The sequence below is a fragment of the Gordonia oleivorans genome, from assembly GCF_040044975.1.
Lineage (GTDB): Bacteria > Actinomycetota > Actinomycetes > Mycobacteriales > Mycobacteriaceae > Gordonia > Gordonia oleivorans.
The window spans coordinates 132,666-153,666 of record NZ_JBDZDI010000002.1 but is presented as its reverse complement, the minus strand read 5'-3'; the positions used below and the strand labels follow the sequence as shown (position 1 = coordinate 153,666).

Annotated in this window: 19 protein-coding genes and 1 riboswitch; of the genes, 4 read left to right on the top strand and 15 right to left on the bottom strand. The window is 67.0% G+C overall.

What is annotated here, in order from left to right; genetic code table 11:
- Window positions 1-40: 40 nt before the first annotated feature.
- From ABLE92_RS04165 to rsmD, 4 genes are all read right to left on the bottom strand, one after another.
- A complete protein-coding gene (locus tag ABLE92_RS04165) occupies window positions 41-862 on the bottom strand; it encodes an amino acid ABC transporter ATP-binding protein (protein WP_348803377.1) in 822 nt (273 codons plus the stop codon).
- Window positions 859-1,917: an amino acid ABC transporter permease gene (locus ABLE92_RS04160; protein ID WP_348803376.1), complete on the bottom strand. Its 1,059-nt coding sequence runs from the start codon at window positions 1,915-1,917 to the stop codon at window positions 859-861. Before ABLE92_RS04160 ends, ABLE92_RS04165 begins: the two co-directional genes overlap by 4 nt.
- A 46-nt stretch (window positions 1,918-1,963) precedes the next feature.
- Window positions 1,964-2,072: riboswitch (SAM riboswitch) on the bottom strand.
- 104 nt (window positions 2,073-2,176) lie between these two features.
- Entirely contained in the window at window positions 2,177-2,665 is a 489-nt protein-coding gene (gene coaD, locus ABLE92_RS04155; protein ID WP_348803375.1) for a pantetheine-phosphate adenylyltransferase, read from the bottom strand.
- 11 nt (window positions 2,666-2,676) lie between these two features.
- A complete protein-coding gene (rsmD, locus tag ABLE92_RS04150) occupies window positions 2,677-3,246 on the bottom strand; it encodes a 16S rRNA (guanine(966)-N(2))-methyltransferase RsmD (protein WP_348803374.1) in 570 nt (189 codons plus the stop codon).
- 198 nt (window positions 3,247-3,444) lie between these two features.
- Between rsmD and ectA the strand changes: the two genes are divergently transcribed.
- The 4 genes from ectA (at window position 3,445) to ABLE92_RS04130 (ending at window position 6,956) form a co-directional block, all read left to right on the top strand.
- Entirely contained in the window at window positions 3,445-3,972 is a 528-nt protein-coding gene (ectA, locus tag ABLE92_RS04145; protein ID WP_348803372.1) for a diaminobutyrate acetyltransferase, read from the top strand.
- A gap of 330 nt (window positions 3,973-4,302) precedes the next feature.
- Entirely contained in the window at window positions 4,303-5,574 is a 1,272-nt protein-coding gene (ectB, locus tag ABLE92_RS04140) for a diaminobutyrate--2-oxoglutarate transaminase (protein ID WP_348803371.1), read from the top strand.
- Entirely contained in the window at window positions 5,571-6,005 is a 435-nt protein-coding gene (locus ABLE92_RS04135) for an ectoine synthase (RefSeq protein ID WP_348803369.1), read from the top strand. Before ectB ends, ABLE92_RS04135 begins: the two co-directional genes overlap by 4 nt.
- A 45-nt stretch (window positions 6,006-6,050) precedes the next feature.
- Window positions 6,051-6,956, top strand: a complete 906-nt coding sequence (locus tag ABLE92_RS04130) for a Sir2 family NAD-dependent protein deacetylase (RefSeq protein ID WP_348803368.1) — start codon at window positions 6,051-6,053, stop codon at window positions 6,954-6,956.
- A 13-nt stretch (window positions 6,957-6,969) separates the two neighbouring features.
- Here the strand turns inward: ABLE92_RS04130 and proB are convergent, their stop codons facing one another.
- From proB to mobA, 11 genes are all read right to left on the bottom strand, one after another.
- Window positions 6,970-8,085, bottom strand: coding sequence for a glutamate 5-kinase (proB, locus tag ABLE92_RS04125; protein ID WP_348803367.1), 1,116 nt, complete (start codon window positions 8,083-8,085; stop codon window positions 6,970-6,972).
- 84 nt (window positions 8,086-8,169) lie between these two features.
- A complete protein-coding gene (gene obgE / locus ABLE92_RS04120; protein WP_348803366.1) occupies window positions 8,170-9,630 on the bottom strand; it encodes a GTPase ObgE in 1,461 nt (486 codons plus the stop codon).
- A gap of 161 nt (window positions 9,631-9,791) precedes the next feature.
- Window positions 9,792-10,055 carry a 50S ribosomal protein L27 gene (rpmA, locus tag ABLE92_RS04115; protein WP_348803365.1) on the bottom strand — a complete coding sequence of 88 codons (264 nt, stop codon included), beginning with the start codon at window positions 10,053-10,055 and terminating at the stop codon, window positions 9,792-9,794.
- Window positions 10,056-10,073: 18 nt separating this feature from the next.
- On the bottom strand, window positions 10,074-10,385 hold the full coding sequence (gene rplU, locus ABLE92_RS04110) for a 50S ribosomal protein L21 (RefSeq protein WP_348803364.1): 312 nt from the start codon (window positions 10,383-10,385) through the stop codon (window positions 10,074-10,076).
- A gap of 315 nt (window positions 10,386-10,700) precedes the next feature.
- A complete protein-coding gene (locus ABLE92_RS04105; RefSeq protein WP_348803363.1) occupies window positions 10,701-14,135 on the bottom strand; it encodes a translation initiation factor IF-2 N-terminal domain-containing protein in 3,435 nt (1,144 codons plus the stop codon).
- 412 nt (window positions 14,136-14,547) lie between these two features.
- The gene (gene ndk / locus ABLE92_RS04100) at window positions 14,548-14,964 is read right to left on the bottom strand and encodes a nucleoside-diphosphate kinase (protein WP_348803362.1); all 417 of its coding nucleotides are present in this window, start codon (window positions 14,962-14,964) and stop codon (window positions 14,548-14,550) included.
- A gap of 64 nt (window positions 14,965-15,028) precedes the next feature.
- Window positions 15,029-15,499, bottom strand: a complete 471-nt coding sequence (locus ABLE92_RS04095) for a hypothetical protein (protein ID WP_348803361.1) — start codon at window positions 15,497-15,499, stop codon at window positions 15,029-15,031.
- 184 nt (window positions 15,500-15,683) lie between these two features.
- Window positions 15,684-16,025 carry a DUF4233 domain-containing protein gene (locus ABLE92_RS04090; protein WP_348803900.1) on the bottom strand — a complete coding sequence of 114 codons (342 nt, stop codon included), beginning with the start codon at window positions 16,023-16,025 and terminating at the stop codon, window positions 15,684-15,686.
- 68 nt (window positions 16,026-16,093) lie between these two features.
- The gene (gene folC, locus ABLE92_RS04085) at window positions 16,094-17,641 is read right to left on the bottom strand and encodes a bifunctional tetrahydrofolate synthase/dihydrofolate synthase (protein WP_348803899.1); all 1,548 of its coding nucleotides are present in this window, start codon (window positions 17,639-17,641) and stop codon (window positions 16,094-16,096) included.
- Between the two features lie 41 nt (window positions 17,642-17,682).
- Window positions 17,683-20,328, bottom strand: a complete 2,646-nt coding sequence (locus tag ABLE92_RS04080; RefSeq protein ID WP_348803360.1) for a valine--tRNA ligase — start codon at window positions 20,326-20,328, stop codon at window positions 17,683-17,685.
- Between the two features lie 28 nt (window positions 20,329-20,356).
- Window positions 20,357-20,977: a molybdenum cofactor guanylyltransferase gene (gene mobA, locus ABLE92_RS04075; RefSeq protein ID WP_348803359.1), complete on the bottom strand. Its 621-nt coding sequence runs from the start codon at window positions 20,975-20,977 to the stop codon at window positions 20,357-20,359.
- Window positions 20,978-21,001: the final 24 nt, after the last annotated feature.

Sequence of the window (21,001 nt, the reverse complement as noted above, 5' to 3'; positions counted from 1 at the left end):
TCTCCGGCCACGTGCGCCGGATGGTGTTACCGGGCGTGCGTCAGAGGACGCGGCGCAGGAAGTCCTGTGTCCGTGGGTGCGACGGATGATCGAGGACCTGGTCCGGCGTGCCCTGTTCGATGATCTCGCCGTGATCGATGAAGATCACCGAGTCGGCGACCTGACGCGCGAAGCCGATCTCATGGGTCACGATGAGCATCGTGGTACCAGTGGCCGCGAGATCAGCGATCACCGAGAGCACGTCGCCGACCAGTTCGGGGTCGAGTGCCGAGGTCGGCTCGTCGAACAGCAACACTCGCGGCTCGAGCGCAAGAGCACGCGCAATCGCCACACGTTGCTGCTGACCGCCGGACAGTTGCCGCGGATAGGCATCGGCCTTGTCGGACAACCCGACTCGGTCGAGGAGGTCACGGGCCCGCGCCACCGCTGCGGCACGCGACAACACTCCGCTCGCCGTGGGCGCCGCAGCAACGTTGTCCAGGGCGGTGAGATTGGCGAAGAGGTTGAAGTTCTGGAAGACGAAGCCGACGTCACGTCGCTGACGCAGGATGACCCGCTCCGGCAGCTCCTTGAGACGCCCACCCCCGACGCGGCGCACGCCGATCAACTCTCCCCCGATGCTCACATGTCCGGCGTCGAGGCGGTCGAGATGATTGATCGTACGCAGCAAGGTGGACTTTCCCGACCCGGACGGGCCGAGGATCGCCGCGACCCGACCGGGTTCGACCGTGAGATCGATTCCCTTCAGAACATGGAGGTTTCCGTACCAGCGATGGGCGTTGCGCACCTCGACCCGAGCACCGGCGCCGGTGACGCCAGCCAGGTCCGCGGCGTCGATGCCGACTCCCGATGCCGCGTTCATGATGTCCACCTCGATTGCCGGCTGAGTGTCGCCGCGGTCATCCGCAGTCGCTGCAGCGGTGTCGGCGGTAGGGTCCGAACCGCACCACGCGCGAAGTATCGCTCGACATAGAACTGTGCGACCGACACGATGCTGGTCAGGACGATGTACCAGACTGTCGCGACGAGGAGCAGCGGCACCACGTCGCCGGAGTAAGTGGAACTCTGGGTGGAGACGACCCCGAACAGATCCAGCAGCGACACGTAATAGACCAGCGACGTCGCCTTGATCAGACCGATCAGGAGGTTCACATAGGACGGGACGATGGTGCGCAACGCCTGAGGAAGGGTGATGCGGAGAAAGTGATAGTGGCGCGGCAATCCCAGTGCCGCGGCAGCGTCGTGCTGGCCGGCGTCCACCGACAGCACTCCGCCCCGCACGATCTCGGCGGCGAAGGCCGATTCGTGCAGGCTGATCCCGACGATCGCGATGATCAGCGGAGTCGCCAGATCGGCCTCGGAGAAGTGAAAGAACCCGGGCCCGAACGGAATTCCCAGACTCAGCGACTCATACAGCGCACCGAAGTTGTACAAGATCAGCAGCAGCACGATCAGCGGAATGGATCGGAACACCCACACGTAGATCCAACTGACCGCTGCCAGAACGGGACTCCGCGACAGGCGCATGAGGGCCAGGACGATACCCCCGAGCAACCCGAGAACCGCACTGTAGGCCGCCACCTCGAGGGTTACCCAGAGTCCCTCGATCACGACCGGACGAAAGAACCAGTACGCGAAGCGATCCCACTGGAAGAACGGGTTGGTGATCAGCCCGTGGACGATCTGCGCGGCGATCACGGCGACCACTGCCGTGAGCATCCACCGCCCCGGATGACGCAGCGGTATCACCGGATCACGCGACGGCGGCGCGGGTACATCGACCGGCACGGTCGGGTGATCATCGCGGGCCTGCGGCGATTCCGTCAGCGCCACCGAGCCCGCATCGCGGCCCCGAGATGCCGTCATCTCCGGCCCGCCGAACCCTGTGGTCTCGTCGACAACGACGTCGAACGGCATGACACATCCAGCAACATCAATACAACCTCTTCCGGCCACACGGTGGCCATCGCGCTTATCGGTCCGATACCGATCCGGTTGTCACCTGGAGCACCCCACCGCGACGCGAGGGTTGCCGGCCAGCAAGCCAGGGCTTGACGCTGACGCTCATCACCGTGGTCAGAACGCTACTGCGCGAGGATGTTTCGATGTCGGGTTTGCACCCGCGAGAGTTTTTCTCTGTGCAGAGGTGAAGATCTCGTGCCGAACGAGCGGCCGATCAGACCCGCCGCTCGCCCGCGATCTCGGCGAGGAGACGCTGATGGATATGGGCCGACAGGAACGGCGAGACGTCACCGCCCAGTTTCGCGACCTCTTTCACCAACGAACTCGACACATGCGCGTAGCGCGGATCGGTCAGCAGAAAGATCGTCTCGACGTCGGCCAGGTCGCGGTTCATCTGGGCCATCGGCAGTTCGTAATCGAAGTCGACCGCCGACCGCAGACCCTTCACGATCGAATGGATCGAGTTCTCCCGCAGGTAGTCCACCAGCAAGCCGGTCCACCGGTCCACCCGCACATTGGGCAGATCGGCACAGTCCTCGGCGATGAGTTCGAGGCGCTCGTCGACGGTGAACAGTCCCCGTTTGTTCGGATTCACCACGACGGTGACGACGAGTTCGTCGAAACACCTCGCGGCGCGCTCCACCACATAACGGTGCCCACGTGTGAAGGGATCGAAGGAGCCGGGGATCACCGCACTGGTCATGACCGTTGAACCTACCCGTCCCCTGCGGCCCACCGTCGCATGCCCACGTCGACGGCGGTGTCCCCGTACATCTTCGTCAGGATCACCTCGAGGTCCTCCGGCCAGCTCACCGACGTCCGCCGGGCACGTTCGAGAATGATCAATGCATCGGCGGACACCCACCGCTCACCGAGTCGCGCGAGGTCGTCCTCGATCTCAGCCGGGTCGATGGCATACGGCGGGTCGCTGAAGACGAGATCGAACGGCTGTGAGGGCGAGCCGGCCAGGAAGGTCGACACCGACGAGGTGACGACCTGCGCATCGGGGGCGAGGCCCAGCGCCGCGACGTTCGCCGTGATGACACCGCTCGCCTTGCGGCGTGCATCGACGAAGGTCGCCGTCGCTGCACCCCTCGACAGGGCCTCGATGCCGAGGGCACCCGATCCGGCGTACAGATCGAGGACGTGGGCGCCGTCGAGGTCGATGCGGGCGGCGAGCATGCTGAACAGTGCTTCTCGCACCCGGTCCGAGGTCGGTCGGGTGCCGTCGTCGGGGACCTTGAGTCGGCGTCCACCGAACCGGCCGGCAATGATGCGGGTCACCCCGCCATTGTGCCCCAGGGCCGCGCCGACGAAGGGGAGCCCAGCGCGCCCGTGCGACCCCGCTCTGCCGCCCTGCAGATCCCCCGATGTGACTGGCCTCACATGTGCCCGCTGAACTGGGAATTGGTGGGTCATTCCGTGACCGATTTCCGTCGGTGGGTGAATCCGACGACACACATTGTTAACGTCGGATCCGTCATGAGCCCGTCCCACATAAGAACGGCCCCATCCAACACACTCACTCTCGACTACCGCATTCCGACGGTGACCGACGGAACCCGGCTCTGGGAGATCGCCCGCGATTCCCGCGTCCTCGACGTCAACTCGAGTTACGCCTACGTACTGTGGTGCTCCGATTTCGCAGAGACGTCCATCGTTGCCGAAGTCGACGGCCGCGCAGTCGGATTCGTCACCGGCTACCGCCGACCGTCGGACCCGTCGACCCTGATGGTGTGGCAGGTCGCCGTCGACGACGACCATCGCGGCCACGGCATCGCCGCCGCGATGCTGCATCGCCTCTTCGATCGCACCGCAGAACGTGGCATCGTCGCGATGCACACCACCATCAGCCCGGATAACGTTGCCTCCCAACGGCTTTTCGCGTCCGTGGCAGCGGCCCGCGGCCTTCGGTTCGACCGGCGCGATCTCTTCGCCGCGACGGACTTCCCCGACGCCCACGAGCCCGAGGATCTCTACCTGCTGGAACCCGAGATCCCGGAACCCTGAGGGACTTTCAGGACTGACGTTTCGACGGAGCTCAACGAGCGGTGTGACGGAGCTCAACGAGCGGCTTGACGAGCTCAACGCACGGTGTTGAGGGAGCGCACGGTGTGACGGCGCTCAGCGAGCAGTTTCGACCGGGCTCGCACTGCGATCGTCCGCCCGCCGGTGAAGTGGCACGGTTCGGCACAGGCGGCACCGTAGTGCCGCATGCGATTCCGTCGCATGCGCGTCCGTATCCCTTGCGCTCGTTGGTATTCCATCGCGCATGGGGCACGACCCGGGACGCGGCCGTGCGTCATTACCCACGATTTTTCACCTATCGGAGGTTTGTTCATGAGTATGTTCGATACAACGATTGACGATTCGGTCTTCACCCAGCACGAATCCGAGGTCCGCAGCTATTGCCGCAATTGGCCGACGGTATTCGGCCGGGCCCGCGGATCGTGGCTCACCAACACCGACGGCGATCGCTATCTGGATTTCTTCGCCGGCGCCGGATCGCTGAATTACGGTCACAACAATCCGGTCCTCAAGTCCGCACTCCTCGACTACATCAACGAGGACGGCATCACCCACGGACTCGACATGGCCACCGCGGCCAAGGGCCGGTTCCTGGAGACGTTCGCCGACAAGATCCTGACCCCGCGCGGTCTCGACTACAAGGTCCAGTTCCCCGGCCCCACCGGGACCAACGCCGTCGAAGCCGCCCTCAAGCTGGCCCGCAAGGTCACCGGCCGTGAGTCGATCGTCAGTTTCACCAACGCCTTCCACGGCATGACGCTGGGTTCCCTGTCGGTGACCGGCAACTCGATGAAGCGGGCCGGTGCGGGCATTCCGCTGGTGCACGCCACCCCGATGCCGTTCGACAACTACCTCGGCGGCGCCGTCGAGGACTTCAGCTGGTTCGAGCGGGTCCTCGACGACTCCGGCAGCGGCCTCAACCTGCCGGCCGCCGTCATCGTCGAGACCGTGCAGGGTGAGGGTGGCGTCAACGTCGCCCGTGCGGAGTGGCTGCGCGCCCTGGCAGACCTGTGTGCCCGCCGCGACATCCTGCTCATCGTCGACGACGTGCAGATGGGCTGCGGCCGCACCGGCGAGTTCTTCTCGTTCGAGGAGGCCGGGATCACCCCGGACATCGTCACGTTGTCGAAGTCGATCAGTGGATACGGCCTACCGTTGGCACTCACCCTGATCCGCCGTGACCTCGACGTGTGGTCACCCGGCGAACACAACGGCACCTTCCGCGGCAACAACCCGGCCTTCATCACCGCAACGCGGGCCATCGAGCACTACTGGTCCGACGACGCGCTGTCGCGTGACGTGCACATCAAGGGCCGCCAGATCGACGAGGTGCTCACCACCCTCGCGACCCGGCACGAGGGCGTGTCGACCCGCGGCCGGGGTATGGTTCGAGGACTCGTCTTCGACGAGCCCGCCAACGCCGGCAAGGTGTGCGCCACCGCCTTCGGCGCCGGACTGCTCACCGAGACCTCCGGACCGTCCGACGAGGTCGTCAAACTGCTCCCGCCCCTGACCATTTCGCCCGAGGATCTCGACCGCGGTCTGGGAATCCTCGCCGATGCCACCGAGGAGGTACTCGCATGATCGTCCGTACCACTGACGAGATCACCGGAACCGACCGAGATGTCGCCGACCCCAAGGGCAATTGGGTGTCCAAGCGCATCGTGCTCGGCGGAGACGGGGTCGGTTTCTCCTTCCACGAGACCACCATCAACGCCGGCAGCGTCAACGAGTTCCACTACGCCAACCACATCGAGGCGGTGTGGCTGGTGGAGGGCACCGGCACGCTCCTCGACCGCGAGACGGGGCAGACCTACCCGCTCGCCCCCGGCACGATGTATCTGCTCAACGGGCACGAGCGGCACACCGTCACCGCCGACACGCAGATGCGGATGCTGTGCGTGTTCAATCCGCCCGTGGTGGGCACCGAGGTGCACGACGAGAACGGGGTGTATCCCCTGGTCACAGTGCCCGAACAACCCGAGGGTCGGCACGCGGAGCCGGTCGAGGCCTGAGCCGCCCGGCCACCTCGACGCGTGCGCGCCGATACCCTGGATCACGTGCGCACCCGCCTACAGATCGGCTGGACCCCGGCCGAACAGACGCCGCTCGATCCGGATATCGACATCCGGATCGAGCGGCTTCGTGCGTTGACCGACGGTGCGCGGATCTGCGCGCTCACCGGGGCCGGCATCTCGACCGATTCCGGGATTCCCGACTATCGCAGTCCCGGCGCCCCGGTCCGCACGCCGATGACCGCGCAGATGTTCCGATCGTCGCCGCAGTTCCGGCAACACTACTGGGCCCGAAACCATCTCGGCTGGCGCCACATGGACGCCGCGCGTCCCAATGCGGCCCACCGGGCGCTCACCGATCTGCAGGCCGCGGGCCGGCTGACCGGGATCATCACCCAGAACGTCGACATGCTGCACACCAAGGCCGGCACGCGGCGCGTCATCGAACTGCACGGCTGTTACGGCCGGGTACGTTGCCTGCGCTGCGGCGCCATCACCTCGCGGCACCGGCTCGCCGAACGTCTGGAATCGCTGAATCCCGGTTTCGCCGACCGGGTTCTGGGTCGTGGCGCCATCGAGGTGGCCCCCGACGCCGACATGACCGTCGAGCACACCGGCGATTTCGTCGTCGCCGACTGCCCGCGCTGCGGCGGAATCCTCAAACCCGATATCGTGTACTTCGGTGAGAATGCGACGAAGAGTGCTGTGGCACAGTCATTCTCACTCGTCGATGACAGTGACGCCCTGTTGGTCGTGGGTTCTTCGCTCACCGTGATGAGCGGTCTGCGCTTCGCCCGGTATGCGCGACGCACCGGTAAGTTGCTGATCGTGGTGAACCGGGGCGCCACCCGCGCCGACGACATCGCCGACCTCAAGATCGACCACTACTGCGGCGTTGTCCTGCCCGCACTCGCCGCCGACTCCGCGGCGGCCGATCTCGACGCACCCTGACCCGGACCGAACGTCAGACGGTCACCAGATCGTCGGCGTGCACGACCGGCCGGGACAACTCCACCGGCAGTTCCGAGGTGGAGCGGCCCACCATGGCCGCGACGTCGTCGGCGTCATACGACGACACGCCACGCGCACACACCCGCCCCGACGTGCCGACGAGTTCGACGACGTCCCCGTCGGAGAAGCCGCCCCGCACCCCGACCACTCCGGCGGCCAGCAACGACCGGCGACGATGGGACACCGCGGCCACCGCACCGTCGTCGATGACGATCTGACCGTGCGCATCGGCGGCGTGCCGCACCCAGAATCGCCGCGCCGAGAGACGTTCGGGACGCGGCGCGAAGACGGTACCCACCGATGCCGAACTCAACGCCTGGGCGGCATCGGCCGCGGCGGCCAGCAGCACCGGGACGCCACCATCGGCGGCCAATCGCGCCGCCGCGAGCTTGGATGCCATCCCACCGGTGCCCAGCGCCCCGCCCGAACCGGCGATCACCCCGTCGAGATCGTCGGGCCCGTTGACCTCGGAGATGAATTGTGCGACATGGCCGTTCGGGCCGACCTTGCGCGGGTCACCGTCGTAGAGGCCGTCGACATCGGACAGCAGGACGAGGGCGTCGGCACCGGCGAGGTGGGCCACCAGCGCGGCGAGGCGGTCGTTGTCGCCGAAGCGGATCTCGTTGGTCGCCACCGTGTCGTTCTCGTTGACGATGGCCACCGCCCCCAACGAACGCAGCCGGTCCAGGGTGCGTTGGGCGTTCGCGTGATGGGCGCGGTTGGAGATGTCGGATGCGGTCAGCAACACCTGTCCGACGGTGCGTCCGTATCGATGGAACGAGGTGCCCCAGGCGTGTGCGAGGACGAGTTGACCGACGCTGGCCGCGGCCTGTTTGGTGGCCAGATCGGTCGGTCGCTTCTTCAGGCCCAGCGGGGCGATACCGGCACCGATGGCACCCGAGGACACCACGATCACATCCGAGCCCGATCGCATCCGCGCTTCCAGTGCGTCGGCGAGCCGATCCAGACGTGCCGTGTCGAGTCCGGTGCCGAGGTCGGTCAGCGCCGACGAGCCGATCTTGACGACGAGGCTGCGCGCATGGGTGATCGTGTCACGGACATCGCTCATGCCTGATCGCTCACTGCACTCTCGCCGTTCATTCCTCGCCGCTCATTCGTCGCCGCTCATTCGTCGCCGCTCATTCGTCGCCGCTCATTCGTCGCTGTCGTCATCGTCGACGAGTCCGCGCCGCAGGCGGCGGGCCTGCTTGCGTTCGGCGGCGCCGATCCGTTCGGAACGGTCGAGTCGCACGTCGGTGCCACGACCGGTGATCGGCACGTCCTCACCCATCGGGGTGGACGGCTCCCAGTCGAAGGTCATGTCGCCGATCGTCACCGAGGCGCCGGGTTCGGCTCCCAGCCGGGTCAGTTCGTCCTCGACGCCGAGACGGTTGAGTCGGTCGGCGAGGTAGCCGACCGCCTCGTCGTTGTCGAACTGGGTCTGCGCGATCCACCGCTCGGGTCGCGTACCCCGCACGATGAAGCCGCCGGGGATGGACGGGTCGGGCTCGACACTGAACTGTGCCTCGTCGATCGCCTTGGGCCGGATGACCGTTCGCCGTGCGGCGGGTTTCGGATGGGCTTCGCGATACTGCGCGACCATCCGCGCGAGGGCATTGGTCAGTTCCTTCAGTCCCTGATGGGTCACCGCCGAGATCCGGAACACCGGCCAACCGCGTTGTACCAGTTCGGGTTCCACCAGGTCCGCGAGTTCGGCGGCGTCCGGGACGTCGATCTTGTTGAGGATCACCACGCGCGGACGTTCGGCGAGATCACCGAGTCCGTGATCGGCGTCGAGAGCGGGACGATAGGCCGCCAACTCGGCCTCGAGGGCATCGATGTCGGAGATCGGGTCACGCCCGGGTTCCAGTGTCGCGCAATCGACGACGTGCGCGAGCACCGCGCACCGCTCGAGATGACGCAGGAATTCCAGACCCAGACCACGTCCGGTGGACGCTCCGGGAATGAGGCCGGGCACGTCGGCGATGGTGAACACGTCACCGGCCGACTGCACCACACCGAGATTCGGTGCCAGCGTGGTGAACGGATAGTCCGCGATTTTCGGCTTGGCGGCCGAAAGCACCGACACCAGAGACGATTTGCCCGCCGACGGGAAGCCGACGAGCCCGACGTCGGCGACCGACTTCAGTTCGAGGACGAGGTCCCGATGCTGGCCTTCCTCACCGAGCAACGCGAAACCCGGTGCCTTGCGGGCCTTGGACGCCAACGAGGCGTTGCCCAGGCCGCCCCGGCCACCCTGGGCGGCCTCGAACGTCGTTCCGTCCCCGACCAGATCGGCCAGGATCGTGCCGTTGCCGTCGAGCACCACGGTCCCGTCGGGTACCGCCAGAACCAGATCGTCGCCGGTCGCGCCATCCCGGTTGTCACCCATGCCGGGCCGTCCGTTGCTCGCCTTGGCATGCGGGCGGAAATGGAAGTCCAGGAGCGTGTGCACCTGCGGATCCACCACGAGGCGCACCGATCCCCCGTTACCGCCGTTGCCGCCGTCGGGTCCGCCCAGGGGCTTGAACTTCTCCCGGTGCACCGACGAACAGCCGTGTCCGCCGTTGCCGGCGGCGACGTGAATGGTCACCCGGTCGACGAACCGCGACATGAGGACTTCCTTCCGTTGACGAACTCCCCTACCGGGACGGACGTCTCAAACACACAGTCGTGCCATCGGCACGACCCAGAAACGACAACAGAGCGGGCCGGGTGCGTATGCCCCTGCCCGCCCTGTCGATGAGAGCTTGGTGGTTCTGGTGAACCGCTCGGTCAGGCCTGAGCGGTTTCCGGAACGATGTTCACGGTCTTGCGGCCGCGCTTGGTGCCGAACTCGACCGCACCCGCCTCGAGAGCGAACAGGGTGTCGTCGCCACCGCGTCCGACGTTGACGCCGGGGTGGAACTTGGTGCCGCGCTGGCGGATCAGGATCTCGCCTGCGCTGACCTTCTGACCACCGAAGCGCTTCACGCCGAGGCGCTGGGCGTTGGAATCACGACCGTTGCGCGAGCTGGACGCGCCCTTCTTATGTGCCATTGTCTCGTCCTCCTGGCTTTACTTGATACCGGTGACCTTGAGGACCGTCAGCTTCTGACGGTGGCCCTGGCGCTTGTGGTAGCCGGTCTTGTTCTTGAACTTGTGGATGCGGATCTTCGGGCCCTTGACGTGCTCGACGACCTCGCCGGTGACGGAGATCTTGGCGAGCTTGTCGGCGTCGGTGGTCAGCGTCGAGCCGTCGACGACCAGTGCCACCGGCAGGCTGACGGTGCTGCCCGGCTCGCTGTCGATCTTCTCGACCTTCACAATGTCGCCCTCTGCGACCTTGTACTGCTTACCGCCGGTCTTGACGATCGCGTACGTTGCCATCGAAGCTGTCCTCTTGTTCATCATCTCGGGCCGTGTCATGCGTTCGCGTGCCACGGTGTGTGTGGGTGTGTGCGTCCGGTGCGGGCCGTGCGAGACCCCGCACAGCGGTGGGGATTCGCTCAGATCGCTCCGAAGGGCCTGCCGGGAAGGATCTCCGATCACCGTTCGCGGTGTATCCGGATGGATACCGCGCACAGCTGGAACCCTTCGCCAGAGGCGACCAATCAAGGTTACGGGAGCCGGTCACGTCAGGTCAAACTCGCTCCGACGAGCATGGCAGTCGCCGACCGCCGGCCCCGTTTCCCGTGATCGGGGTCAGTCCTCCACCGGCGGACCGGCCGGGCGGCCGGCGGCCCGTCGACGGGGGCGTCGGCGTACCGCGACGACCGCCTCGGTGGGCGAGGTGGAGATCGGGCCGAACGTCGTCAGCGGTGCTGCCGTCGTCTCGGCGCGGATCATCGTCGGCGCCTCCGTCGTCGTCGGCGATGCCGCACGACGAGCGGCCCGGCGCCGCGGGCGCCGCTGCCCGGAAGCGGCCTGGGTTCCCGATGCGGCGCCGTTCGCACCGTTGGTGTGCACCTCGGCTGCCTCGACCTCCGGGGTGTCGGTGGGTGCGGCCTGCGCCTCGCCTGCGCCGTCGGAACCTGCGCCGTCGGAACCAGCGCCGTCGACCTCGATCGCATCGTCGTGCGACTCGTCGGCGGCGGTCGTTACGCCGGCGTCGGTGCCGCGGTCGGCAGCGTTCTGCTCGGCCTGGTCGGGCGGGGTCTGGTCGTCGGCGTTCTGCTCAACCGACACCGGCTCGACGTCGTCGTCGTGCGCGTGTGCCGCCATGGCACGGAACATCGGGTGCTCGGCCGGGTTGTGTGCAGGCTTCGCGGGGGCCTCGGCGGGCTGGTCGTTCTTGCGCTTGCCGCGGCGCGACCGCTTGGACCCGGACGTATCACCGCGTCCGGTGTCCTCGGTCTTCACCTCGACCGGCGACGAATGCACGATCACACCGCGACCGCCGCACGACGTGCAGGTGGTCGAAAACGCTTCCAGCAGACCGGTTCCCAGCCGCTTACGGGTCATCTGGACCAGACCCAGCGACGTCACCTCGGACACCTGGTGGCGGGTGCGGTCCCGCGCCAGCGACTCGGTGAGTCGTCGCAGCACGAGGTCGCGGTTGGATTCGAGGACCATGTCGATGAAGTCGACGATGATCATGCCGCCGATGTCACGCAGGCGCATCTGCCGCACGATCTCCTCGGCGGCCTCGAGATTGTTGCGGGTGACGGTCTCTTCGAGGTTGCCGCCGGAGCCGGTGAACTTACCGGTGTTGACGTCGATGACGGTCATCGCCTCGGTGTGCTCGATGATCAGCGTGCCGCCTGAGGGCAACCACACCTTGCGGTCGAGTGCCTTGGCGAGCTGCTCGTCGACGCGATGCACCGTGAAGGAGTCCGGGGCGTCGGCGTGCGACCGCTCGAACCGCTCCACCCGATCGAGCAGATCCGGCGCGACGGTCTGTACATAACCCTCGACCAGACTCCAGGCCTTGTTGCCCTCGATCACGAGCTTGCGGAAGTCCTCGTTGAACAGATCACGGACCACCCGCACCAGCAGGTCGGGCTCTTCGTACAGCGCTCGCGGACCGGCCGAGCCGTTGCCCTTCTTCGCGTCGGCGACCGAGGCGTCGATGGACTTCCACTTGGATTCCAGCCGCTCGATGTCGGTTCCGAGATCCTCGGCACTGACGCCCTCCGAGGCGGTGCGGATGATCACCCCGGCATCGTCGGGCACCAACTTGGCGAGGACCTGCTTGAGGCGCTTGCGCTCGACGTCGGGCAGTTTGCGGCTGATGCCGGTCGACGATCCGCCCGGCACGTACACCAGGTAGCGACCGGCGAGGGAGATCTGCGTGGTCAGCCGGGCCCCCTTGTGACCGACCGGATCCTTGCTGACCTGCACGACGACGTTGTCGCCGGGCTTCAACGCCTGTTCGATCTTGCGGGAACCGCCGTCGAGGCCCGCGGCATCCCAGTTCACCTCACCGGCGTAGAGGACGCCGTTGCGGCCGCGACCGATGTCGACGAACGCCGCCTCCATCCCGGGCAACACGTTCTGCACGCGGCCGAGGTAGATGTTGCCGACCATCGACGACGACGTCTCGGTGGTGACGAAGTGTTCGACGAGCACGCCGTCCTCGAGCACGGCGACCTGGGTGTAGTCCTCGATCACCGAGTGGTCGGAGTGATCGGATCCGGTGAGCGCGCTGTTGGCGCTGCGTTCGCGCACCACCATGACGCGTTCGACCGATTCGCGGCGGGCGAGGAACTCCGATTCGCTCAGGATCGGCGGCCGGCGACGGCCCGCGTCACGTCCGTCGCGGCGTCGCTGACGCTTCGCCTCGAGGCGTGTCGATCCGGAGATGCCCTGCACCTCGTCGCGGACCCGCTTGCTGCGCGGTTCCCGTTCGTGCACGACGGTGTTCGGCGGATCGTCCGGCGAGGCCTCATCGGGCTCGCCACCACCCTTGCGACGCCGACGACGACGCCGGCGCTTGGAGGTGGGCACCGACGCATCGGCATCATCGTCGTCGGATTCCGTCGACTCGTCGGACTCGGTGTCCTCGGCGGCCCCGGCCGCGTCGGTGTCCGAGTCCTTCGTGGCGGCGGACTTCGTGGCCCCGTCCTTCGCGGCCTCGTCCTTCTTGGCGTCGGACTTCTTGCCCTTCTTGTCGCCCTTCTTGGACTTCTTGCCGCCACCGGATGCGGCATCGGCGTTGTCCTCGGACGCGTCGTCGTCGGACGCCGCGACCGAGGTGTCGTCGGAATCCTCCGAACTCGTCGAGTCGTCACCCGAGTCGGACCGTTCGCCCTGGTCGCCACGGCCGCGACCGCGACCTCGACGTCCGCGACGCCGCCGACGGTTGCGACCCGACTCCCCTGAGCCGGCTTCGTCGGAGTCCTCGGTCGATGAGTCGGCATCGGCGTCGGCCTGATCGGCCGACGATTCGGTCTTCGGTGAGCTGTCGGTCGTCGGTGAGGTGTCGGTCTTCGACGAGCTCTCGGTCGGCGCACTCGCGGTCCGGCGACGCCCCGAACCACCCGGGCCGGTGGCCTCGGGAGCACTCGGCTGCAGGAACAGCGGGCCGTCGGCCACCTCGGTCACCACGACCGGCTCATGACTGGCGGCGTCGGCCGCCGAGAACAACGTCATCGCGGCGGGCTCGGGAACGCTGTCAACGTCGGGCTGAGCGCTGTCAGTGACCTCAGGAGCGCTGACAACGTCGGACTGAGCGCTGTCAGTGACCTCGGGAGCGCTGACAACGTCGGACTGAGCGCTGTCAGTGACCTCAGGAGCGCTGACAACGTCGGACTGAGCGCTGTCAGTGACCTCAGGAGCGCTGTCAACGTCGGACTGAGCGCTGTCAGTGGCCTCGGGAGCGCTGTCAGTGACCTCGGGAGCGCTGTCAACGTCCGACTGAGCGCTGTCAGCGGTGTCGGGAGCGCTGTCGGTCGGCTCGGGAGCGCCGTCGGCGGCCTCGGGGTCGCGAACCCGCTGGGCGACGGCCTCGGCCATGTCGCGTTCGATACTCGATTGTGGGCTGCGCGTATGCGAGCCCAGTTCTGCCAGGTGGGCCAAGACCTGGCGGCTTGTCACGCCGAGTACGCGCGCCAGCGCGTGCACACGGAGTTTGCTGGGAAATTCTTCCACCGGATCCGACGCAGCGTTCGCGTCAGCCGGTGACCCGTTGTCGGTCACTCGTGTCTCCTCGAGCCCCCGGGCGCGTCGTATCGACGCGGCCACGCGAGGGCCTCATCCTGTGTCCCGGCCTTCGGCCGGTGTTGTGTGGTCTGCGCGTCCCGTCGGTGCCGGAATCCGGCTCCGCAAGACGCTCTTGCTGGGTGATGAGCTCTGGTCCACCCTCCACGCCATCGAATGGGCTGTGGCCTGTGAATGGATCACCGCTGGTGAACCACCTCGATGGGGAGGGCGGGTGGGCGGGCACAAGATGTTTCGTGCTGGTCCGACCCGTTTTCCGTTCGTCATCGGCGTCAACGCGGGCAAAGTGTGTCCGCGATAACTTCCCAAGTATCCCACACGACGGGCCGACGCCGGCACACGTGTGCCGCAATGCGCGTCGGCCCGGTGTCGTCGGCGTCCGCCGAACGCCTCAGGAGTCGAGGTCGGGGAACCAGATCGCGATCTCGCGCTCCGCGGATTCAATGGAATCCGATCCGTGTACGAGGTTGTTCTGTGTGGTCAGCGCAAAGTCACCGCGGATTGTTCCCGGAACGGCCTTTTCCACCGGGTCGGTGCCACCGGCGATCTGCCGCCACGCGGCCACCGCACGGGGTCCCTCGACGACGGCGGCCACCAGCGGTCCCGAGGTGATGAATTCCAGCAACGACGGGAAGAAGGGCTTGCCCTCGTGTTCGGCGTAGTGCTTACGCGCCACCTCGTCGCTGACCTGGGTCAACTCGAGGGCGATCAGGGTCAGGCCCTTGCGCTCGATGCGGGCGATGACGTCGCCGACCAGCGATCGGGCGACGCCATCGGGCTTGATCAGTACCAGTGTCCGTTCAGTCACCCCGACACTGTATCCATCGGGACCGCCCGGATCAGGGCCAGTACCGGATCAGGGCCGTACCAGATCAGGGGCAGTACTCGCCGGAGATCGGGTACACCCCGTAATCGAAGAGGTTGCCGCTGTCGGGTTGCGGATCGACGATGATCTGCAGGCATCCCCGCGGGTCGGCCAGCGCCGCCATCATCGCGACATCGAGGCGTGCGGCCAATGCGGCGTTGGCCGGGCGGTAATCGGCGGGTACCGGCAGGGCGAGGATCGCCTCCGGGATGCTCATCGTCGACAGTTGCTTGGTCACCGAGTGGGTCGCGGTGTACTCGAATGATCCGGCCGGCACCGACATCGGCGGACCGGCCTGCGGAATCTCGAGAACCGAGAAACTCGGCGTCGTCTCGGTGGGTGCGACCGGTGCCGCGTGCGCGGTGCCCGCCGACAGCGCCGATGCCAGTGCCGCACCGACCCCGACGGCCAGCGCCGCCGCCCGGAGTCGTGTCGAGAAACGGCTGATGGGCAGGGTGCGGGGTCGATCGACGGTCACGCGGCTCCTCACGGGTTGACGTCAGTGTGCGATGTCGACGTCTCGTGTCGGCATCGGAATCGATGTGCCACGGACATGCGGCGGACGCGCACGTGTCCCCGGACACACTGGCCGCCAGTGTGGCACCGTCGCGTCCCCGGGGGGCCACGAACAGGTCACGATCCGGTCGCGGTGCGTACACACCTCACGCGTTGCCGATCGGCTCCTGCCCGGCCAGTCGGCCCTCACGCATCCGGCGGGCAACGTCGTTGCGCACGTAGCGGATGTAGATCCACACGAACAGGAAGATGACCCCGACGATCGCGATCGACCAGTGGAAGTAGCCGCCGAGGATCACCAGCACCTGCAGGCCGAGATCGATGTCGAGGGCGCGGGAACGTTTCTGGATGCCGGCGGCGAGGATGAGCAACAGCGTGACCACACCGAGGTAGACACCGGAGAACCAGGACAGTCCCGGCCCGATCTTCGCGACCACCGGGAACGTCAGCACCATGACGATGACCTCCAGGATCAACGTTCCGGCCATCACGCCACGCAGACCGCGCCACGGGTCGGTGGCCGGAGCGGTGAAACCCGGGTGTTCGTCGGCCTGATTCACGAGGGTTCCTTCCCGAAGAGGGTTCGTCCGGCACCGGCGGTGACCACCGACCCGGTGATGATGACGCCCGCACCGGACACCGGTTCGCCCTCGGATTCCTCGGCGAGGCCGATGGCCGCGGCCACCGCATCGGGCAGGAACGGCTCCACCACCACCCGGTCCTCACCGAACACCTCGCGGGCGATCTCGGCGAGGTCCTCGGCGTCGAGCGCGCGGGGCGACCCGTTGTTGGTCACCACCACCTGATCGAGGATCGGTTCGAGCGCACTGAGCAGACCCTCGGCGTCCTTGTCACCGAGCACGCCGATCACGCCGACGAGGCGGCGGAAATCGAACTGGTCGGTCAGCGCCCGCGCCAAGGCCTGTGCCCCGTGCGGATTGTGGGCGGCGTCGACGAACACACTCGGCGCGCTGCGCACCCGTTCGAGGCGACCGGGACTGGTCACCGACGCGAATCCCGCTCGCACGGCGTCGATGTCGAGTTGGCGATCGGGGCCGGCGCCGAAGAACGCCTCCACCGCCGCGAGCGCGAGCGCCGCGTTGGCCGCCTGATGTTCACCGTGCAGTGGCAGGAACACCTCGTCGTACACGCCGCCGAGGCCCTGAATCCGGAGTTGTTGGCCGCCAACGGCGGTCACCGATTCGAGAACGGCGAACTCCGAATTCTGGCGGGCGACAATGGTTCCCTTCTCCACGGTCTCGCGCAGCAGGACGTCGATCACCTCGGGTTGCTGCGGCGCGATCACCGTCACCGGATCGACCTGTACCAGATCGTCCTTGCCGCGCTTGATGATTCCGGCCTTCTCCCCCGCGATCGCGGCGAGGGTGTCGCCGAGGTAATCGGCGTGGTCCATGGCGATGGGCGTGATGACGGCGACGGTCGCGTCGACGACGTTGGTCGCGTCCCAGCGGCCACCCATCCCGGTCTCCACCACCGCCACGTCGATGGGCGCCTCGGCGAAGTAGGCATAGGCGATCGCGGTGAGCACCTCGAACTTGCTCATCCGCGGGCCGTCGGCGGCCGTCGACGAATCGTCGACCATCGTGATGTAGGGCTCGAGATCACGGTAGGTGTCGATGTAGGCGCGGGCCGAGATCGGTTGCCCGTCAACGGCGATGCGTTCGGTGACCCGCTGCAGATGCGGGCTGGTGATGCGGCCGGTGCGCCGGTGCAGCGCGATCAGCAGCGCGTCGATCATCCGCGTCACCGACGTCTTGCCGTTGGTGCCGGCCACGTGGATCGCCGGATAGGCATGCTGCGGCGAACCCAGCAGATCCATCAGCGTCGAGATCCGGGCGAGGGACGGATCGATCTTCGTCTCCGGCCACCGGGTGTCGAGCTCGGCCTCCAGGTCGGCGAGTTCGGCGAGATCCGAGGCGCTGTCGACCCGGAAGATCGGCGCGTCGGGATCGTCGACGTCGGATGCCTCGCCGTCGTCGTCGGTCAGCAGCGAGGCCAGATCCATCCGGTCCGGTTCGATCGCACCCGGATCCTCGAAACCGGCGAGATCCTCGGCGGTGAAGATGGGTTCGTCGGCCCCCATCTCCTGACCGTCATCGTCGACGGCGTCGTCCCTGCGGTCGCTCACGATCCTCCCAGCGAGGCGAGTTTGGCGGTCAACCGTTCCACCTCTTCGGTGGCGATCCCCTGCCGCGCCTTGATCTTGGCGACGACCGGCTCGGGCGCCTTCGACAGGAACTGCTCGTTGCCCAGTTTCGCCGTGGTCTGCGCCAGTTCCTTCTCGGCCGCCGCGAGATCCTTGGTGATGCGTTTGCGTTCGGCGGCCACATCGACGGTTCCGGACGTGTCGATCTGCACGCCGACGGTGGCGGCCGACAGGCGCACCTCCAGCGTCGCGGTCGCGGTGAACGCCTCGGACGGATCCTCCAGTCGCGCCAGCGAGGCGATGGCGGGCGTCAACGGCTCGAGCCCCGACTCGGCGAGATGATCGAAACGCACCGGCACCTTCTGACCGGGTTTGAGTCCCTGATCGCTGCGGAATCGGCGCACCTCGGTGATCAGCTTCTGCAGATCCTCGACGCTGCCCGCGGCCGCGGCATCGGCCGCACGTTCCGACGGCAGCGGCCACGGCGCGATCACCACCGACTCGCCTCCCGTCAACGCCGTCCACAGCACCTCGGTGACGAACGGCATCACCGGGCTCAGCGCCCGCAGCAGCGGGTCGAGCACTCCCCCGAGCACCAGACGTGTTGTCTGCGAGCGACTCTCATCACCCTCGGCGAACTGGACCTTGGCGAGTTCGAGATACCAGTCGCAGAACTCGTCCCAGGCGAAGTGATACAGCGCCTCACACGCCTTGGAGAACTCGAAGGACTCGAGGCCGCGCTGCACCTGTGCGAGCACCTCGTCGAGCCGGGTGAGGATCCAGCGATCGGCGACGGTCAGCTGCTCCGGCGACGGGACCTCGCCGAGGGTGGCGCCGTTCATCAGGGCGAACTTGGTGGCGTTGAACAGCTTGGTCGCGAAGTTACGCGACGACGACGCGTGGTCCTCGCCGACCGAGATGTCGCTGCCCGGATTCGCCCCGCGCGCCAGGGTGAACCGCAGCGCGTCGGCGCCGAAGCGTTCCACCCAGTCCAGCGGATCGATGCCGTTGCCCTTGGACTTGCTCATCTTCCGGCCGTGCTCGTCGCGCACCAATCCGTGCAGGAAGAGGTTGTGGAAGGGGACCTCGTTGCCGGGCCCGAGGTCCTTGCCGACGTATGTGCCGAACATCATCATCCGCGCCACCCAGAAGAACAGGATGTCGTAGCCCGTCACGAGAACCGATGTGGGATAGAACTTCTCGAGATCGGCGGTCTGATCGGGCCAGCCCATCGTGGAGAACGGCCACAGCCCGGAGGAGAACCACGTGTCGAGGACGTCGGTCTCCTGGGTGTAGCCGGCCGGCGGCGTCTCGTCGGGACCGACGCACACCACCTCGCCGTCGGGTCCGTACCAGATCGGGATGCGGTGGCCCCACCACAGCTGCCGCGAGATGCACCAGTCGTGCATGTCGTCGACCCAGGCGAACCACCGCGGTTCCATGGTCGTCGGGTGGATGACGGTCGACCCGTCGCGCACCGCATCACCGGCGGCCTTGGCCAGCGAGGAGACATCGACCCACCACTGCATCGACAGGCGCGGTTCGATCGGTTCGCCGGTGCGTTCGGAATGTCCGACGCTGTGCAGGTACGGACGCACCTCCTTGACGATGCGGCCCTGCTCGGCCAGCGCCTCCCGGATCCGCACGCGCGCTTCGAAGCGATCCATGCCGTCGAACGGTGTTCCGGTGCCCGCGATCCGGGCCTGGGTGTCCATGATCGTGGGCATCGCCAGGTTGTGACGCTGCCCGAGCGCGAAGTCGTTCGGGTCGTGTGCCGGGGTGATCTTGACCGCGCCGGAGCCGAACTCCGGGTCGACGTAGTCGTCGGCCACGATCGGGATCCTGCGGTCGACGAAGGGATGCTCGAGTTCGGTGCCCACCAGGTGGGCGTAGCGCTCGTCGTCGGGGTGCACTGCGATCGCGGTGTCACCGAGCATCGTCTCCAGTCGGGTGGTCGCGACGACGATATGCGGCTGCGCGTCATCGAGCGAACCGTAGCGGAAGCTGACGAGCTCGCCCTCGACGTCGGCGTAGTTGACCTCGATGTCGCTGACCGCGGTCTGCAGCACCGGCGACCAGTTGACCAGTCGTTCGGCCTGATAGATCAGCCCGTCGTCGTACATCTTCTTGAAGACGGTGGCCACCGCCCGGGAGAGGCCCTCGTCCATGGTGAAGCGTTCGCGACTCCAGTCGACGCCGTCACCGAGGCGGCGCATCTGCTCGCCGATGTTGCCGCCTATCTCCACCTTCTCGGCCCACACCCGTTCGATGAACTTCTCCCGACCCAGGTCATCGCGGGTGAGTCCCTCGTCGGCCAGCTTGCGTTCGACCATCGTCTGCATCGCGATCGCCGCATGATCCATGCCGGGCAGCCAGAGGACCTCATACCCCTGCATTCGCCGCCACCGCGACAACGCGTCCATCAGGACGTGCTCGTAGGCGTGCCCCATGTGCAGGGAACCGTTGACGTTGGGCGGCGGGATGACGATCGAGAATGCGGGCTTCTCGCTTGCCGCGTCGGCTGTGAAGTAGCCGGCGTCGACCCACCCCTGATACAGCTTCGCCTCGTGTTCGGCGGGGTCCCAGGACTTCGGCAGCTCGCGGGAGGATTCGGGTGTGCTCACCCCACAATCTTAGGGAACGCCTCCGACGCTATATCCCGGAGGCCGCGCGCAGCCGGTGCAGGTCCTCGGGGGCATTCACGTTGGTCAGCCAGTCCGGATCGGACACACTCACCCGACGGGTCGCCAGCGCGTCGAGCACGGCGGTCATCCGTTTCTCCCCGGTCGCCACCAGCTCGGCGATCCGCGACGCCGCCGAGGTGCGGTACACCCCGGCCATCGGGTGATCACGTTCGGTGTCGTGGGCGATCACCGCGTCGGCGGAGTCGACGACCGCTCCGGACAGCTCGTCGATCAGCCGGACCGAGATCAGCGGCATGTCAGTGGCGCAGACGAAGGCCAGATCGGCGCCGGCCGCCGCGGCAGCGGCCAACCCGACGGCCAGGCCACCCACCGGACCGGCCTCGGGCGCCTCGTCGGTGACCCAGGTGGCCTCATGGCCGCCGGTGCCGTGCAACAGCCGATACGCCGACGACGACTCCGCCGCGACCACGAAGACCGGATCGCAGCGTTCCGAGGAGATCCGCACGATCCGTGCCAGCATCGGTTCGCCGTCCCAGTCCAACGCGGCCTTATCCGTTCCCATCCGGCGCGATCGTCCCCCGGCGAGCACGATGGCGGCGAGTCGGGATTGCTGTGTGGTGTTCGTCATGACACACAGTGTGATCGATATCGG

Coding starts and splice junctions, on each gene's coding strand:
- ABLE92_RS04160 (WP_348803376.1), bottom strand. CDS start 1,917: ATGCCGTTCGACGTCGTTGTCGACGAGACCACAGGGTTCGGCGGGCCG.
- rplU (WP_348803364.1), bottom strand. CDS start 10,385: ATGGCAACGTACGCGATCGTCAAGACCGGCGGTAAGCAGTACAAGGTC.
- coaD (WP_348803375.1), bottom strand. CDS start 2,665: ATGACCAGTGCGGTGATCCCCGGCTCCTTCGATCCCTTCACACGTGGG.
- proB (WP_348803367.1), bottom strand. CDS start 8,085: ATGAGCGATGTCCGTGACACGATCACCCATGCGCGCAGCCTCGTCGTC.
- ABLE92_RS04090 (WP_348803900.1), bottom strand. CDS start 16,025: ATGGCCGGAACGTTGATCCTGGAGGTCATCGTCATGGTGCTGACGTTC.
- rpmA (WP_348803365.1), bottom strand. CDS start 10,055: ATGGCACATAAGAAGGGCGCGTCCAGCTCGCGCAACGGTCGTGATTCC.
- obgE (WP_348803366.1), bottom strand. CDS start 9,630: ATGTCGCGGTTCGTCGACCGGGTGACCATTCACGTCGCCGCCGGCAAC.
- ABLE92_RS04135 (WP_348803369.1), top strand. CDS start 5,571: ATGATCGTCCGTACCACTGACGAGATCACCGGAACCGACCGAGATGTC.
- folC (WP_348803899.1), bottom strand. CDS start 17,641: ATGGGGGCCGACGAACCCATCTTCACCGCCGAGGATCTCGCCGGTTTC.
- ABLE92_RS04165 (WP_348803377.1), bottom strand. CDS start 862: ATGAACGCGGCATCGGGAGTCGGCATCGACGCCGCGGACCTGGCTGGC.
- mobA (WP_348803359.1), bottom strand. CDS start 20,977: ATGACGAACACCACACAGCAATCCCGACTCGCCGCCATCGTGCTCGCC.
- ectA (WP_348803372.1), top strand. CDS start 3,445: ATGAGCCCGTCCCACATAAGAACGGCCCCATCCAACACACTCACTCTC.
- ectB (WP_348803371.1), top strand. CDS start 4,303: ATGAGTATGTTCGATACAACGATTGACGATTCGGTCTTCACCCAGCAC.